This window comes from Streptomyces sp. NPDC001744 (assembly GCF_042892575.1).
GTDB lineage: Bacteria > Actinomycetota > Actinomycetes > Streptomycetales > Streptomycetaceae > Streptomyces.
Map to the genome: position 1 here is coordinate 297367 of NZ_JBIAUG010000001.1, position 16167 is coordinate 313533.

At 74.2% G+C, this 16167-nt stretch carries 13 protein-coding genes; 7 read left to right on the top strand and 6 right to left on the bottom strand.

The window, feature by feature from the left end:
- Positions 1–26: 26 nt before the first annotated feature.
- Both ACFYZY_RS01480 and ACFYZY_RS01485 read right to left on the bottom strand, forming a co-directional pair.
- On the bottom strand, positions 27–1370 hold the full coding sequence (locus tag ACFYZY_RS01480) for an MFS transporter (protein WP_388688474.1): 1344 nt from the start codon (positions 1368–1370) through the stop codon (positions 27–29).
- A gap of 25 nt (positions 1371–1395) precedes the next feature.
- Positions 1396–1839, bottom strand: coding sequence for a MarR family winged helix-turn-helix transcriptional regulator (locus ACFYZY_RS01485; RefSeq protein WP_388688477.1), 444 nt, complete (start codon positions 1837–1839; stop codon positions 1396–1398).
- 307 nt (positions 1840–2146) lie between these two features.
- Here ACFYZY_RS01485 and ACFYZY_RS01490 point away from each other — a divergent pair, with 307 nt between their 5' ends.
- The gene (locus ACFYZY_RS01490) at positions 2147–2407 is read left to right on the top strand and encodes a hypothetical protein (protein WP_388688479.1); all 261 of its coding nucleotides are present in this window, start codon (positions 2147–2149) and stop codon (positions 2405–2407) included.
- Here the strand turns inward: ACFYZY_RS01490 and ACFYZY_RS01495 are convergent.
- The gene (locus tag ACFYZY_RS01495) at positions 2377–3828 is read right to left on the bottom strand and encodes an NCS2 family permease (protein WP_388688482.1); all 1452 of its coding nucleotides are present in this window, start codon (positions 3826–3828) and stop codon (positions 2377–2379) included. The two genes, ACFYZY_RS01490 and ACFYZY_RS01495, sit on opposite strands and share 31 nt — an antisense overlap.
- 142 nt (positions 3829–3970) lie before the next feature.
- Here ACFYZY_RS01495 and ACFYZY_RS01500 point away from each other — a divergent pair, with 142 nt between their 5' ends.
- Together ACFYZY_RS01500 and ACFYZY_RS01505 are read left to right on the top strand one after the other, a co-directional pair.
- Complete coding sequence (locus ACFYZY_RS01500) at positions 3971–4252, top strand: DUF2530 domain-containing protein (protein WP_388688485.1); 282 nt, start codon at positions 3971–3973, stop codon at positions 4250–4252.
- Between the two features lie 125 nt (positions 4253–4377).
- Positions 4378–6843 carry an HAD-IC family P-type ATPase gene (locus tag ACFYZY_RS01505; RefSeq protein WP_388688488.1) on the top strand — a complete coding sequence of 822 codons (2466 nt, stop codon included), beginning with the start codon at positions 4378–4380 and terminating at the stop codon, positions 6841–6843.
- Positions 6844–6856: 13 nt separating this feature from the next.
- Here ACFYZY_RS01505 and ACFYZY_RS01510 read toward each other — a convergent pair whose 3' ends face one another.
- Both ACFYZY_RS01510 and ACFYZY_RS01515 read right to left on the bottom strand, forming a co-directional pair.
- A complete protein-coding gene (locus ACFYZY_RS01510) occupies positions 6857–10015 on the bottom strand; it encodes a sacsin N-terminal ATP-binding-like domain-containing protein (protein ID WP_388688491.1) in 3159 nt (1052 codons plus the stop codon).
- A gap of 236 nt (positions 10016–10251) precedes the next feature.
- Complete coding sequence (locus tag ACFYZY_RS01515) at positions 10252–11181, bottom strand: DUF3027 domain-containing protein (protein ID WP_388688493.1); 930 nt, start codon at positions 11179–11181, stop codon at positions 10252–10254.
- A gap of 547 nt (positions 11182–11728) precedes the next feature.
- On the opposite strand from ACFYZY_RS01515, the gene ACFYZY_RS01520 reads away from it, so the two are divergent.
- The 4 genes from ACFYZY_RS01520 (at position 11729) to ACFYZY_RS01535 (ending at position 15660) form a co-directional block, all read left to right on the top strand.
- A complete protein-coding gene (locus ACFYZY_RS01520) occupies positions 11729–13174 on the top strand; it encodes an MFS transporter (protein ID WP_388688496.1) in 1446 nt (481 codons plus the stop codon).
- A 380-nt stretch (positions 13175–13554) separates the two neighbouring features.
- A complete protein-coding gene (locus ACFYZY_RS01525) occupies positions 13555–14034 on the top strand; it encodes a DUF2771 domain-containing protein (protein ID WP_388688499.1) in 480 nt (159 codons plus the stop codon).
- Between the two features lie 7 nt (positions 14035–14041).
- Positions 14042–14812 (top strand): futalosine hydrolase, encoded by a 771-nt coding sequence (locus tag ACFYZY_RS01530; RefSeq protein WP_388688500.1) that lies wholly within the window; start codon positions 14042–14044, stop codon positions 14810–14812.
- Complete coding sequence (locus tag ACFYZY_RS01535) at positions 14809–15660, top strand: 1,4-dihydroxy-6-naphthoate synthase (RefSeq protein ID WP_388688503.1); 852 nt, start codon at positions 14809–14811, stop codon at positions 15658–15660. The genes ACFYZY_RS01530 and ACFYZY_RS01535 overlap by 4 nt, the downstream gene beginning before the upstream one ends.
- 24 nt (positions 15661–15684) lie before the next feature.
- Here ACFYZY_RS01535 and ACFYZY_RS01540 read toward each other — a convergent pair whose 3' ends face one another.
- Positions 15685–16068: a cold-shock protein gene (locus tag ACFYZY_RS01540; protein WP_388688506.1), complete on the bottom strand. Its 384-nt coding sequence runs from the start codon at positions 16066–16068 to the stop codon at positions 15685–15687.
- Positions 16069–16167 lie beyond the last annotated feature (99 nt).

Consider the following 16167-nt stretch of genomic DNA (forward strand, 5'->3'; position numbering starts at 1 on the left):
GGCCCCCTCCGGCCGTCGTTCCGGGGCTACGCCGCCGTGGTCAGGCGCTCCGGTGCCGTACGCGGCACGAAGCGCACCCGCGGGTGCCCCCGTCCCCATCCCAGGGCGACCCTGAGTCCGCCGATCCGGGCCAGGACCAGGCCGACCACGACGGCCGCGAGCAGCGAGATCACACCGCCCGTGGCGAACCCGACCCGGGCGCCGTAGGCGTCGGTGACCCAGCCGAGGAGCGGCGCGCCGATCGGCGTGCCCCCGGCGAAGACCATCATGTAGAGGCTCATCACCCGGCCCCGCATCGCGGGGTCGGTGGCCATCTGGACGGCCGAGTTCGCGGTGATGTTGACCGTGAGGCCGATCATGCCGATCGGCACGAGCAGCAGGGCGAACAGCCAGAACGCCGGCGACAGGGCCGCCGCGATCTCCAGGGCGCCGAAGACGCCGGCGGCGACCACCAGCATCCGCAGCCGGGTCGAGCCGCGCCGGGCCGCCGCGAGGGCGCCCGCGAGCGAACCGGCCGCCATCAGGGTGTTGAGGAAGCCGTACGTGCCGGCGCCGACGTGGAAGACCCCGTCGGAGAAGGCGGTGAGCCAGATCGGGAAGTTGAACCCGAAGGTGCCGATGAAGCCGACCAGCACGATCGGCCAGATCAGGTCGGGCCGTCCGGCCACGTACCGCAGGCCCTCCCTGAGCTGTCCCTTGCCGCGCGGGGCGCGCTCCACCTTGTGGAGTTCGCCCGTCCGCATGAGCAGGAGGCTCACGAGGGGCGCCAGGAAGGAGAGGCCGTTGAGCAGGAAGGCCCAGCCGCTGCCCACCCCGGCGATGAGGACGCCGGCGACGGCGGGGCCGACGAGCCGCGCGGTCTGGAAGTTCGCCGAGTTCAGGGAGACGGCGTTGCGCAGCCGGTCGGGGCCGACCATCTCGGAGACGAAGGTCTGCCGGGCCGGGTTGTCGACCACCGTCACCATGCCGAGCAGGAAGGCGATCAGGTAGACGTGCCAGACCTGGACCTGCCCGGAGAGGGTGAGGACGGCGAGCGCGAGGCCGCACAGGCCGAGGGCGGCCTGGCTGAAGAGCAGCAGCCGCCGCTTCGGGTAGCGGTCGGCGATCACTCCGCCGTACAGGCCGAAGAGCAGCATCGGCAGGAACTGGAGGGCCGTCGTGACGCCGACGGCGGCGGCCGAGCCGGTGAGGCTCAGGACCAGCCAGTCCTGGGTGATCCGGGCCATCCACGTACCGGTGTTGGAGACGATCGCTCCGGTGAAGAACAGCCGGTAGTTCCGGATCGAGAGCGAGGAGAAGGTCCCCCCGCGGCGGGTGTGGGTATCGGAATGATGGACGGGGGCGGAGTCTGCTCCGGTTCCCGTACTCAAAGTGCGTCGCCTCCTCGGCTCGGGTCTACAGATGGGCGAGCTTCTCCAGGACGGGGGCGGCCGCGCGCAGCTTGGCCCATTCGTCCTCGTCCAGTCCCTCGGCGAGCGCGGCCAGCCAGGCGTTCCGCTTGCGGCGGGACTCCTCGAGCATGGCCTCGGCCTGCTCGGTCTGGCTGACCACCTTCTGCCGGCGGTCGTCGGGGTGCGGCTCCAGCCGGACCAGTCCCTTGGCTTCGAGCAGCGCGACGATGCGGGTCATCGAGGGCGGCTGGACGTGCTCCTTGCGGGCCAGCTCGCCGGGGGTCGCGGAGCCGCAGAGCGACAGGGTGCCGAGCACCGACATCTCGGTGGGGCTCAGCGACTCGTCGACGCGCTGGTGCTTGAGGCGTCGGCCCAGCCGCATGACGGAGGAGCGGAGCGCGTTCACGGCCGCGACGTCGTCTACGGCGCCGTGGGACAGGTCAGGCATGTTCCTTAGCCTAACTCATTACTCTGTCTAAATACCAACGGGAACGACCCCGCGTCGCACGGATCACACCGGAGCCCGGCCGGGCGCCTCCCGCGCCGCCGCACGCGCCGCGCCGCGTCCTCGCGCACCGCGCCGCGTCCTCGCGCGTTCCGTCCGGCACGCCGTCCCACGCGCGCGCGTACCCGCGCCCGCCCGCGACAACACGTACGGCCCCGGATCACGCTCCCGCATCCATGTATCACCCGAACGAGTGAGTCGGATCCGGAAAGTGACGCAAAGGAGCCCCGGCGCCCCCGAACCTGACGGCATGGGATCGACAGTGCTCAGCCTGCGCATCGACGGTGAGCTGCTCGACCGGCTCAGGAGCCACGCCGCGAAAAGGGGAATGAGCGTCCAGGACTACGTGGTCCGGACGCTCATTCGCGAGGATTTCGACGAGCGGTTCAAGACCGCCGTCGACGAGACGGAGAAGTTCTACGGGGACGGGGAGGGGCCGGGGCCCGGGGCGGAACCGGGGGCACCCGGCCCGCCCCGGGATCACGTGAGGCCGAGCGCCGGCATCGCGTAGTAGAAGACGAACACGGCCGACACCGCGTACATGGCGGCGGGGACCTCACGCCCCCGGCCGGCCGCGAGCCGCAGCACGCTGAAGGCGATGAAGCCGATGCCGATGCCGTTCGTGATCGAGTACGTGAACGGCATCATCAGCATGGCCAGGAACGCCGGCACCGCGATGGTGAAGTCGCTCCAGTCGATGTCCCTGACCGAACCGGCCAGGATCAGGAAGCCGACCGCGAGCAGCGCGGGGGTGGCCGCCTGCGACGGAACCATGGTCGCGAGCGGCGTGAGGAACAGCGCCACCGAGAAGAGGCCGCCGGTCACCACCGAGGCGAGACCGGTGCGGGCCCCCTCGCCGACGCCCGCCGTGGACTCCACGAAGCAGGTGGTGGCCGAGGAGGAGGACGCGCCGCCGGCGGCGACGGCCAGGCCGTCGACCAGGAGGACCTTGTTGATGCCGGGGAAGTTGCCGTCCTCGTCCATCAGCTCGGCCTCGTCGCCGACGCCGAGGATCGTGCCCATGGCGTCGAAGAAGCAGGACAGCAGCACGGTGAAGACGAAGAGGACGCCGGTCAGGACGCCGACCTTCTGGAAGCCGCCGAAGAGGCTGACCTGCCCGATCAGGCCGAAGTCGGGCGACGCGACCGGGTTGCCCGGCCACTCCGGGGTGGTCAGGCCCCAGGACGGGACGTCCGCCACCGCGTTGATCACCATGGCCACGACCGTCATGACGACGATCGAGATGAGGATGGCGCCGGGCACCTTGCGGACCATCAGCGCGAGGGTGAGCAGCGCGCCGAGGGCGAAGACGAGGACCGGCCAGCCGGTGAGGTGCCCGCCGGTGCCGAGCTGGAGCGGGACGGTGGTGTGCGCGGCGTCGGGGACGCGGGAGACGAAGCCCGAGTCGACCAGGCCGATCAGCATGATGAAGAGGCCGATGCCGATCGCGATGCCCTTGCGGAGGCCGACCGGGACGGCGTTCATCACGCGCTCGCGCAGACCGGTCGCGACGAGCAGCATCACGACGACGCCGGCGAGGACGACCATGCCCATGGCGTCCGGCCAGGACATCTTCGGCGCGAGCTGGAGCGCGACGACCGTGTTGACGCCGAGACCGGCGGCGAGGGCGATCGGCACGTTGCCGATGACGCCCATGAGGAGGGTCGAGAACGCCGCCGTCAGGACGGTGGCGGTGACGAGCTGGCCGCCGTCGAGCTGGTGCCCGTACATGTCCTTGGCGCTGCCGAGGATGATCGGGTTCAGCACGATGATGTAGGCCATCGCGAAGAAGGTGGCGAAGCCACCGCGGACCTCGCGGGCGACGGTCGAGCCGCGCTCGGAGATCTTGAAGAAACGGTCGAGTCCGGAGACCGGTTCGGGGGAACCGGACGGCTCGGGGGACGGGGCCTTGGCGGCGGCCGTGGTGCTCATGGGAGTCCTCGTAAGCGGTATCCGTTTGGCGGTTCGTACGAAGGAAACCCGCCACAGGCAAACCGTTTCAGTATGAACACATGAACGAGCGAGCGTCCATCTCCGCGCGTAGACAAGAAATCCGGCCGCCTAGACTGGCCCCATGGCGAAGTGGACACCGAAACACGAGGCACCCGAGCCCCTGGAGGGGCCCGTCGTCGCCACCATCACCGGCGGAACGGTCCTCTGGTTCGTCCTCTTCCTCGTCCAGCTCCCCTTCTACGGCTGGTTCGACGACCGGGACCTGACCTGGTGGGTGTGGACCTGCCTGGCCGGCGCGGGCCTCGGACTGATCGGCATCTGGTACGTGCGGAAGCGGGACGCGGCGCTCAAGCGGCACGCGGCGGAGAACGCGCGGGACTCCGCTCCCGGGCCCCGGCCCTGACCCGTACGGCCGGAAGGACGGCGCCGGCCTCCCCGGCGCGGGTGCCGCGCCCGAGCGGGGCCGCCCCGTCCCCGCACCGCCCTCCCGGCAGGTGAACGGTCCGTTCCGGTCGTACCGTCGAAAGCATGACGCAGCGGGCGAAGATCGACACGGACGACGGCGGGGCGGCGGAGGACGGGCCGCCCGTCGAGCACCGCCCGGCCGGGCTCACGTCCGCCGAGGTCGCGGAGCGGGTCGCGCGCGGCGAGGTCAACGACGTCCCCGTACGCAGTTCCCGCTCGCTCGCCGACATCGTCCGCGCCAACGTCTTCACCCGCTTCAACGCGATCATCGGCGTGCTGTGGGTGATCATGCTCTTCGTCGCGCCGGTCCAGGACGGCCTGTTCGGCTTCGTGATCATCGCGAACACCGGGATCGGCATCGTGCAGGAGCTGCGCGCCAAGAAGACCCTCGACGGGCTCGCGGTCGTCGGAGAGGCGAAACCGGCCGTCCGGCGCGACGGGACCGCCACCCCGCTGTCCACCTCCGAGATCGTCCTCGGCGACCTGATCGAGCTGAGACCCGGGGACAAGGTCGTGGTGGACGGGGTGGTCGCGGAGGCCGACAGCCTGGAGGTCGACGAATCGCTGCTCACCGGCGAGGCCGACCCGGTGGTGAAGAAGCCCGGCGACCCGGTGATGTCGGGCTCCTTCGTGGTCGCGGGCGGCGGCGCCTTCACCGCCACGAAGGTCGGCCGCGAGGCGTACGCGGCGCAGCTCGCGGAGGAGGCGTCCCGCTTCACGCTGGTCCACTCCGAGCTGCGCAGCGGCATCTCGACCATCCTCACGTACGTGACGTGGATGATGGTCCCGACCGCGATCGGCCTGATCATCAGCCAGCTGGTCGTCAAGAACACCGATCTCAAGGAATCGATCGCCCGCACCGTCGGCGGCATCGTCCCGATGATCCCCGAGGGCCTCGTCCTGCTGACCTCCGTGGCCTTCGCGATCGGCGTGGTCCGCCTGGGCCGGAAGCAGTGCCTCGTGCAGGAGCTGCCGGCCATCGAGGGCCTGGCGCGGGTCGACGTCGTCTGCCTCGACAAGACCGGCACGCTCACCGAGGGCGGCATGGACGTGACCGGGCTGCGCCCGCTGAACGGCTGCGACGAGGCGTACGCGCGGAAGGTCCTGGGGGCGTTCGGCGCGTCCGACCCGCATCCGAACGCCTCCCTCCGGGCGGTCGTCGACGCGTACCCGGCCCCGGAGGGGTGGACGTGCACGGGGACGCTGCCGTTCTCCTCGGCCCGCAAGTACAGCGGCGCGGTATTCGAGGAGGATTCCGGCGGGACCACGTCGTGGCTGCTCGGCGCCCCCGACGTCCTCCTGGGGGACGGGGACCCGGCCCTGGCCGAGACGGACCGCCTCAACGAGCGGGGCCTCCGGGTCCTCCTCCTCGCCCGTACGGACGGGGAGCCCGGCTCCCCCGGGGCGGCGGAGGCCGCCCGCCCGGCCGCCCTGGTGGTCCTGGAGCAGCGGCTGCGCCCGGACGCGTCCGACACCCTCGCGTACTTCGCCGACCAGAACGTCGCCACCAAGGTCATCTCCGGCGACAACGCGGTCTCGGTGGGCGCGGTGGCCGGAAAGCTGGACCTGGCCGGCGCGGAGCACGCGGTGGACGCCCGCACGCTCCCCGACGACCGGGAGAAGATGGGCCGGGTCCTCGACGAGAACACGGTCTTCGGCCGGGTCTCCCCCCGGCAGAAACGGGACATGGTGGCCGCGCTCCAGTCGCGCGGCCACACGGTCGCCATGACCGGCGACGGGGTGAACGACGTGCTGGCCCTCAAGGACGCCGACATCGGCGTGTCGATGGGCTCGGGCTCGGAGGCGACCCGGGCGGTCGCGCAGATCGTCCTCCTGAACGACTCCTTCGCGACGCTGCCGTCGGTGGTCGCGGAGGGCCGCCGGGTCATCGGCAACATCACGCGCGTGGCGACGCTCTTCCTGACGAAGACGGTCTACTCCGTGCTCCTGGCGGTCCTGGTGGTCTGCTCCCAGGTCGAGTACCCCTTCCTCCCCCGCCACCTGACCCTGCTCTCCACCCTGACCATCGGCGTCCCGGCCTTCTTCCTGGCCCTGGCCCCGAACAGGGAACGGGCCGCACCGCACTTCGTCCGCCGGGTCATGCGGTACGCGATCCCCGGCGGCGTCGTCGCGGCGGCGGCCACCTTCACCACGTACCTCCTGGCCCGCCACCACTACAGCGGCGCGGACGCCCTGGGGGCCGAGACCAGCGCGGCGACCCTGACCCTCTTCCTGGTCTCCCTCTGGGTCCTCGCGATCGTCGCCCGCCCCTACACCTGGTGGCGGCTCGCCCTGGTCGCCGCCATGGCCGCCGCGTTCCTCCTGGTCCTCGCCGTGCCCTGGCTCCAGGACTTCTTCGCCCTGCGGCTGGTCGGCACGACGATGCCGTGGGCGGCGGTCGTGATCGCGGCGGCGGGGGCGGCGCTGCTCGAATGCGCGTGGCGGTGGGTGGGGAGGAGGTTCCCGGCGCAGGGGCCCGCCGGGGCGCGGGGCCCCGGCGGCGTCCCGGGCGCCGGTGGGCGCCGGTGAGTACCGGTGGGTGTCAGTCGAACCAGCGGTCCCGCGCCAGCTCCTCCGTGCGGGTCGGGTCCTCCAGGAGGGCCGCGACCTCGAAGCGGCGGGGCCACTGGCCGGCGGCCCAGGCCAGGCCGGCGGCCACGCCCTCCAGGGTCGCGGCGTGGACGGTGCCGTCGGGGGTGCGGCGCCAGTCGAGTTCGACGCCGCCCGCGCGCAGCTCCTCGTGCTCGACGTACGTGGCCGGGGCCGAGGGGCCGAGGAGGGCGGCCACGGCGGCCGGGACCTCGTGCTCCTCGCCGGCCGTCGTGACCTCCGCCTCCACCGTCTCGCTCAGGCGCCGCACCTGGAGCAGCTCCGCCAGGTCCGCCGCGCGGGACGGGGACACGGGGAGGAGGGGCAGGCCCGCCGTCAGCGGGAGGAGGTCGGGGGCGTCCGCCACCACGGCCTCCGCCGCGTCCACCACCGTCGGGGTGCCGTCCACGACCGCCCGCAGCTCCTCCGGGAGGGTCACCTGCTCCGGGTCCAGGTCCGCGAGGGCCGTGTAGAGGGCGTGGAGCCGGTCGGCCGTCACCTCGCGGTCCGGGTCGGCCAGCCGGGCCAGCAGCTCCGCCGCGCCGCCCGGCTCGTCCAGGAGCGCCGCGACCGAGGTGCGGACGCCGAGGGCGCGCAGGACCTGCTCGTCCTCGAAGCCGGTCGCGTCGGCGGGGTCGTACAGGCCGATCAGGAGGGGGTCGGTGCCCGCCGCGCGCAGTCCGGCCGGGCGGCGGCCGTCCAGTACGGGGTGGTCCCGGAGCCACCAGGCCGTGTACGAGCGGACCGTCTCGGTGGTGCCGTCCGGGAGGAGGACCCGTACGGGCTGGATCAGGGCGTCCCTCAGGGGCGGGACGGCCAGCAGGGCGAGCGCCCGGGGCCAGGCGTCGTCGTCCACCAGGTCCAGGTCCCGTACGGCCACGATCTCCGTCGCCACCGGCGGCACCGGCGACGGCGGCAGCCGGTCGAGGACGTCCTCGCACCACACGTCGATCGCGTCGAGGAGTCCGGCGTCGTCCGGCTCGGGGTAGTCGCCGTCGCGGGGCTCGACCTCGTCCGGGTCGAGGACGAGATCACTCGTACGGACCAACCCGAACGTGGCGAGCACCCCGCAGGCGGCGAGCGGACGTTCACCCCAACGAGCGGCGAGGTCGGCGTCGACGAAGGCGAGTTCACCCTCCCGCATGACGGCGGCGAAGGGCGACCCGGGCATGACGAGTTCGCCCGCGGGGGAGAGTTCGCCGTCCTCGTCGGGGAGGGCGAGCGCGCCCAGCCACGGCTCCTCGCCCGGTTCGAGGCCCGCGTCCCTGACCAGGCCGAGGACCGTCTCGGCCAGCTCCTCGGCGTCCAGGGCGTTCACGTCCTCGTCCCAGATGTCGCCCACGTCCAGGGAGGCCGCGACCGCGAGCCGCACCTGGTGGGTCCGCAGGATCGCCCGGGGCGTGGCGGGCAGGGCGCCCAGCTTCTCCAGGAGCGGGTGGGCCGCCTCCGGGTGGGCCACCTTCAGACCGAGCCGGGCCAGTTCGGCGGGGGTCTCCTCCTGCGGGAGGAGGACCTGGCGGGGGCCGATCGCCGTACGGCCCCGGGCGCCCTCGACCTCCTCCGTCAACGGCACCGGGAGCCCCGTCAGCCGGTCCGGGTCCACCCCGGCCAGCGAGTCGTAGAGCCGCCACCACCAGGAGGGGTCCCGGTCCACCCCGGCCAGGCGGTCGATCGCCTCGGTCAGGGGCACGCGGCCGACGCCGAGCGTGCGCAGCTCCGGCCGGCGCTCCAGGCCCGCCGGGAGGAGCGTCGGGAAGACCTCCGCGAGCACGTTCACGGTGTCCGCGCCCGCGCCCTCCACGACCTCCGCCTCGACGGGGCGGAGCGCGGGCAGCTCCTCGGTGGGGACGGCGGGCGCCAGGAACGCGACGCGCGGCAGCCGGTCGAGGATCGCCTCGCGCAGCGCCCCGTCGAGCGGGCCCTTGCCGAGCGGCCCGGGGACGAGGTCGAGCGCGGAGGGCGTCACCGGCCGCCAGTCGGCGAGGAGTTCCGCGTACGCGTCGGCCGCCCGCCGCACCAGGAAGTCGGTGAGCGGACCGGGCGCCGGGTGGCGGCGGGCGGTGTCGAGCGGCAGGGTCGCGATGAGGAGGGCGGGGATCCCCAGGGGCTCGTCCGTGGGGGTGGGGGCGTGCACGACGGGGGTGGTGCGCGGGTAGCGCGGGGCGCCCGCGTCGTCCACGGGCACGGCCCAGGTGACGGACCAGTGGGGGCGGAGGCGCTCCTCGACCGGACGGTCCTTGAGGAGCTCGGGTTCGATCGGGCCGCCGTGGGTGACGGTCCGCCAGCGGTGGGAGCCGGTGGCGCTGTCCTCGACGCGGACGTGGCCGCCCTCCTCGGAGCGGCGGAGGGTCCGTACCCCCTCGGGCGTCTCGACCACGACCTCGGCGAGGCCGGGCAGGGTGAGGAGCAGGGCGTCGTCGACCGAGGAGAGGAGCCGTTCGGTGAGGTCCCGGGCGGCGGCGTCGCGCAGCGGCAGGACCACGACGGTGTCGTAGCCCTCGGGGGCGGTGCCCTCGGCGGGCAGCGGGAGGCGCAGGAGGGGGACGTGGCCGTCGCGGCGGCGCAGCTCGTCGCCGAGGCCCGGGCTGTACCGGGCGGCCTCGGCGGCCAGGTCGCGGGCCTCCGCGAGGGACCAGCGGACGCCCCCGTGGCGGCTCAGGACGGCGGGCTCGTCGGTGACGGCGAGGACGGCGGCGAAACCGACGCCGAACCGGCCGACCGCGCCCGGTCCGTGCGGGCCGCCGCCCTGCTCGCGCTTGGCGGAGGCGCGGAGGGTGGACAGCGACTCGGCGCCGGCGGCGTCCAGCGGGGCACCGGTGTTGGCGGCGGCCAGGACGGCGGGACCCTCGCGGTCCGCCGGGTGCAGGGTCAGGCGGAGGCGGCCGGTGACGCCGGCGCGGCGGGCGGCGTCGGCGGCGTTCTGGGCCAGCTCGACCACGAGCCGGTCGCGGTAGCCGCCGAGGGCGAGGTCCTCCTCGGCGTTGGCGTCCTCGCGGAAGCGGGCGGGGGAGGCGCCCCAGGCGTCGAGCACCCCGCGCCGCAGCCGTGCGGTGCCGAAGGGGTCGGTTCCGTCGGTCGTCGTCCGGACGCTGACGCTCACGTCTGACTCCACTCTGCGGTTCTGAGGGCGGTTCTGCGGGGAGCGGTTCCGCGCGGGGCGGTTGCCGCGGCGTGGCACCGCGCGGCGGCGTCACGTCCCGGGGCCGGTGACCCCGGGGCCCGAAGGTACCGCGCCCGGAGACCCCCGGCCGACGGAGCGCGAACGGCCCCCCGTACCCCCGGGCCCGCCCGCGCGGGGCGGCACGCGACCGGCGTCCGGGTGGCCCCGGGACGCGCCCGGGGAGTGCCCTAGGAGTGCCCCAGGTCCTCCGACGCCGCGTCCGGTTCCGTCGTGGAGCCGGAGTCCCCGGCCGGGCGGAGGGGGAAGGCGTCGACGGCCGTCGAGTCGAAGACCGGGAGCGCGGGGCGGGGCGGCTTCGGCATGACGGCGGCCTCCGAGTGCCCCCCGCAGCCGTACGCGAGGGAGACGACCCGGCCGTCCGCCGGGGAGAACTCGTTGGCGCACACGCCGAACGCCTGCTTCAGGGAGCCGGAGAGCGGCATCAGGAAGGCGCAGGACGCGCAGGTCGCCGGGGCCGCCTGCGCCATGGGCGTGTTGGCGCCGAAGGCGTCGTCCCAGCGGTCCGCGGCCACGCGCAGGCCGTAGCGGGAGAGGACCCGGGCCCGCCGCAGGCCCAGCTCCTCCGCGACCGAGGCGATCGAACCCCGCGAGGGGATGCGGGCCACGATCTCGGCGTCCTCGACGTCGAGGTGGTCCGCCAGCTCCTCCGAGACGGCGGAGTTCGGCGGCGGCACGTCCTCGCCCGTGTACCCCGGTTCGAGGCGCGGGTCGTCCTGCTCGGTCGGCAGCAGGTCCCCCGGGCCCATGTCGCCGGGGCGCAGCCGCTCGCTCCACGGCACCCACTCGGGGGCGAGGAGGGAGTCGGGGCCGGGCAGCAGGACGGTTTCGTCGAGCGTGACGTTCTTGGCGCGGGAGGCCCGCGTGACGGTCACCGCCCAGCGCCAGCCCCGGTAGCCGGGCTCCTTGGACTCGAAGAGGTGCGTGACGACGCGGTCGCCCTCCGCGACGACCTCGACGTGCGCGCCCACGATCCCCGGGGCGGCCGCCTCCTCGGCGGCCTCCCGCGCGAGGTCCACCGCCTCGGCGCACAGGCGGTCGGGGGTACGCGTGGCTCGCGGGGCACGCGGGGTACCGCTTCGCGTCGTCGCAGCACTCACAGGTATCGCTTCTCTCCTACGCCGTCTCACAGGTGCGCCGGCCGGGAGGCGGGAGCGAAGCAACGGGCGGCGGGCGGAGCGGACCGGGGGGCCGCATCGACGTCCGCGCCCGACGTGTCTCGCGCGTCTCGGGCACACCTACCGCCATCCATTCTGCGGGATGCCGAAGAGGCGCGCGGCCGAGAGCTTCCGCCGGTGACGCGCTACGCACGCTACCCCGTCCGCGCCCCTCCGCCCACCTGCCGGTCCCAAGAGGCCCGTCCACCGGCTCCGGGGACGCGCCCGCCGACCCGCTCCGGCATCCGTCCCGGACCCGAACCCGGACCCCGAACTTGACACCCCGAACCCCGAACCCGGACCCCGGACCCGGACCCGACCCCGGCCCCGCCACCCTCCCGGCGGGCGACACGCCCGGGGCGGGCGGTCGCCCGGGCCGTGCGCCGGCACCCCTCCGGGACCTGCCCGTACGGGCCGGGCCGCGGACGTCCCTGATCGTCTTCCGCGTCACGCCACGATTCACATCCCGGCCTTGGGGCACTATGACGGGGTGGCAGCCGCACGGTCCCCCGTACGATCCGAGGATCACGCCGGGCCGCTCCGGAGAGCGGGCCGGGCGGTCGGCCGTGCCCTGCACCTGCCGTTCACCGGCACCGCGAGGGGCATCCGGAAGGCCACCCACGCGCACGGGGCGGGCGAGTCGGGGCTCGGCAAGCTGATCGAGCTGCACGCCGTGAACGGCGCCGGGGACGTCATGATCACCGTCGCCCTCGCCTCCACCGTCTTCTTCTCCGTGCCGACCGACGAGGCGCGCGGCCGCGTCGCCCTCTACCTCGCCATCACCATGGCCCCGTTCACCCTGCTCGCCCCCGTGATCGGTCCGCTCCTGGACCGCGTCCCGCACGGCAGGCGGGCGGCGATGGCGGGCGCGATGGGGACCCGCGCGGTCCTGGCGATCATGATGTCCGGGGCGGTCGCCACCGGCGGCATCGAGCTGTACCCGGCCGCGCTCGGCGTGCTCGTGGCCTCGAAGGCGTACGGGGTGGTGCGCAGCGCGGTCGTGCCCCGGCTGCTGCCACCGGACTTCTCGCTCGTGAAGGCGAACTCCCGAGTCACCCTGGCCGGGCTCCTGGCCACCGGGATCGCCGCGCCCGTCGGGGCGGGGCTCCAGACGATCGGGCCGGGCTGGCCGCTGTACGGGGCGTGCGCGCTGTTCCTGCTCGGGGTGTTCTGGGCGCTGCGCATGCCGCCCAAGGTGGACTCCGCGAAGGGCGAGCGGCGGGCCCATCTGCTGGCGCACGACGAACCCCCGGAGGAGCCCCGCGCCCGCGGTCGCGCGTCCGGCGGGGGGCGCGGGAGGACGCGCGGCGCGCGGAAGCCGGGCCTGCGGACGGTCGGGCCGTCCGTCCTGCACGGCCTGGCGGCGAACGCGGCCCAGCGCATGCTGTCGGGCTTCCTCATCTTCTTCCTGGCGTTCCTGCTGCGCGAGCACCCGCTCTCGGGACAGAGCGCCGCCGTCTCCCTCGGCATCGTGGGCGTGGCGGCCGGCGTGGGCAACGCGTGCGGCACGGCGGCCGGCTCGCTGCTCCGGGACCGGGGCCACGGCCCCGAGGTGATCATCGCCACGATGATCAGCGCGGTGCTCGGCACCGCGATCTGCACGGCGGTCTTCTTCGGCGGCGTGATGGTCGCCGTCCTGGGCGCGGTCGCGGGCACCACCCAGGCCCTGTCCAAGCTGTCCCTGGACGCGCTGATCCAGCGGGACGTGCCCGAAGCGGTGCGGACCTCGGCGTTCGCGCGCTCCGAGACGGCCCTCCAGATGGCATGGGTGGTGGGCGGCGCGATCGGCATCGCGCTCCCCCTGAACGGCACCCTCGGCATGTCCGTGGCGGCCGCGATCCTGGCCCTGGGCGCCCTCCTCGCCGTCCGCGGCCTCCTCACGGAGGCCCGTCGGCGGCCGAACCCCGAGAAGCGCCCGAAGACCCGGGTGGCATAGCCCGGCGGTACGGACCGGCGACCCGGCGGTACGGACCGGCGTCCAGGGCGGCGGGGCTCCCTCCGGGGCCCGGGCAGGGCCCCCAGGGCCCGATCCACATTCCTCAGGGGGATCGAAGCAAGGTCCCTCAGGTGCGCGGGGCAAGGTCCCTCAAGGGCTCGGGGCAGGATCCCTCAGGTGCTCGGGGCCGGGTCCCTCAAAGGCTCGGGGCAGGCCCCTCGGGGGCTCCGGGCAGGGGCCCTCCGGTGCTCCGGACACGGTCCCCCCGGGTCTCCGGGCACGGCCCCAGGGGTACGGATGGCCCAGCCCGCCGCCCGCCGGAAGGCGGCACGCCGTACCCCCGCGTGGCACGGAAGCGGCGGCCCGATAGCCTTCGGCTCATGACCGTTGCGTTCTTCTCCGGCTCGCGCCGCCGGGCCGCCGTCGCCCTCGGGGCCGTCTCCGCCGGGCTCCTCGTCCTCTCCGCCTGCGACAAGCCGACTCCGCTCGCGACCCTGACGGTCGGGACCGACTCGGTCCACTCCGAGGCCGCCTGCTACAACAACGGCGACGCCCTCAAGGAGTCGCAGATCCAGCAGTGCCTCAACAAGAAGGCCGACAAGTCCATCGCCGTGGCGATGGACGACAAGATCCGCTTCGGCGTGGACCCGGAGGTCGCGGACCACGGCTGGACGATCTTCCTCGGCGGCCAGCAGGCCGAGCCCGAGCCCTACAAGAAGACGTACCGGACCATCCCGGCCAGCGCCTTCTTCACCAGCCAGACCGGCGAGGCCACCGACAACGCCCAGGTGACCATCGTCGAGAACACCGGCAAGAAGCTCACCGGTGTCTGGCACTTCCAGCTGAAGAAGGACTCCTGATCCGCCGGTGGTCCACCGGATCCTGATCGTGACGGCCGTGGCGGCGGAGGCGGACTCCGTCACCGCCGGCCTCGGATCCGCCGCCCCGCGGCCCGTTCCGCTGCCGGGGGGCCTCGTCCTGCGCCGTCACGCGGACGGGACCGGCGCGCGCGTCGACGTCCTCGTCGGCGGGGTCGGCCCCGCGGCCGTCGCCGCCGCGACGGGAACGGCCCTGGCCCACGCCTCGCTCACGGACCCGGCGGCCGGTGGTCGCGACCGCGACCGCGACCGCCCGTACGATCTCGTCGTCTCCGCCGGGATCGCCGGCGGGTTCCAGCCGTCGGCCCCGCCCGGTTCCGTCGTCGTCTCGTCCGCGATCGTCGCCGCCGACCTCGGGGCGGAGACCCCCGACGGGTACCTCTCCGTCGAGGAGCTCGGCTTCGGGCGCTCCGCGCACCCCGTACCCGCGGCGCTGACCGGCCGCATCGCCGGCGTCCTGGCCGCCGGGGGCCTGCCGTGCGCCGTCGCGCCCGTCCTCACCGTCTCCACCGTCACCGGCACCGCCCGGCGCGCCGCCGAGCTTGCGGAACGGCACCCCGGGGCCGCCGCCGAGGCGATGGAGGGCTTCGGGGTCGCCGAGGCCGCCGCCGCGTACGGGGTGCCCGTCGTCGAACTCCGGACCGTGTCGAACGCCGTCGGCCCGCGCGACCGCGCCGCCTGGCGCATCGGAGACGCCCTGGAGGCGCTCCGGCACACCGCCCAGCTCCTCAGCCGCACCGTCTTCGTGGAGGCGCCGTGAAACTGAAGATCGCCTACTCGCCCTGCCCGAACGACACCTTCGTCTTCGACGCCTGGGCCCACGGCCGCGTCCCGGACGCCCCCCGGCTCGACGTGACCTTCGCGGACATCGACGTCACCAACGGCTGGGCCGAGAGCGGCACCGACGCGCACGACGTCCTGAAGGTGTCGTACGCCGTGCTGCCCTGGATCCTCGACGAGTACGCCCTGCTGCCCTGCGGCGGCGCCCTCGGCCGGGGCTGCGGGCCGCTCGTCCTGACCCGGTCGGCGGCCACCGGGGCCGACCTGGCGGGGAAGCGGGTCGCGGTGCCGAGCGAGCGGTCGACCGCGTACCTGCTGTTCCGGCTGTGGGCGGCGGAGGCCGTGCCCGGCGGGGTCGGTGAGATCGTCGTCATGCCGTTCCACGAGATCATGCCCGCCGTCCGCGACGGCCGGGTGGACGCGGGGCTCGTCATCCACGAGGCCCGCTTCACGTACCAGGAGTACGGGCTGTACCGCCTCGCGGACATGGGCGAGCACTGGGAGGCCACGACCGGGCTCCCGATCCCGCTCGGCGCGATCGTCGCCCGCCGCTCGCTCGGCGCGGACGCCCTCCGGCGGATCGCCGACGCGGCCCGCGCGTCCGTGCGGATGGCCTGGGACGACCCGGAGGCGTCCCGGCCGTACGTCCTGGAGCACGCGCAGGAGATGGACCCGAAGGTGGCGGACCAGCACATCGGGCTCTACGTGAACGAGTTCACCGCCGACCTCGGCGAGCACGGTTACGCGGCGGTCCGCGGGCTGCTCACCCGCGCCGCGGCCGAGGGGCTCGTACCGCCCCTCGGCCCGGACGCGCTGTCGTTCCCCTGATCCGGGGCCGCGCGTCCGGTCCGGCTACACGTCGAGCTGGTCCGCGACCGCCCGCAGCAGCCCGGCGATCTTCTTGCCCTGGGTCTTCTCCGGGTAGCGGCCCCGCTCCAGCATCGGCGTGATGTTCTCCAGGAGCGTCGTCAGGTCCTGCACGATGGACGCGAGTTCGTCGGGCTTGCGGCGCTGCGCGGCGGCGACGGACGGGGTGGGGTCGAGGACCACGACGGACAGCGCCTGGTCGCCGCGCTGGCCCGCGACGACGCCGAACTCGACCCGCTGCCCCGGCTTCAGCTCCTCGGTCCCGGCAGGGAGCACCGACGAGTGGACGAAGACGTCACCGCCGTCGTCGCGGGAGAGGAAGCCGAAGCCCTTCTCGCTGTTGAACCATTTCACCTTGCCGGTAGGCACGTCCGTCCTCGTCCTCGTCGATGGGGATGGCAAACGGCGGGCCGACCGACCCGCCGCCACCAAGGCTAATGCTCCGGGGGCCGGTGACAAGACGTCGCC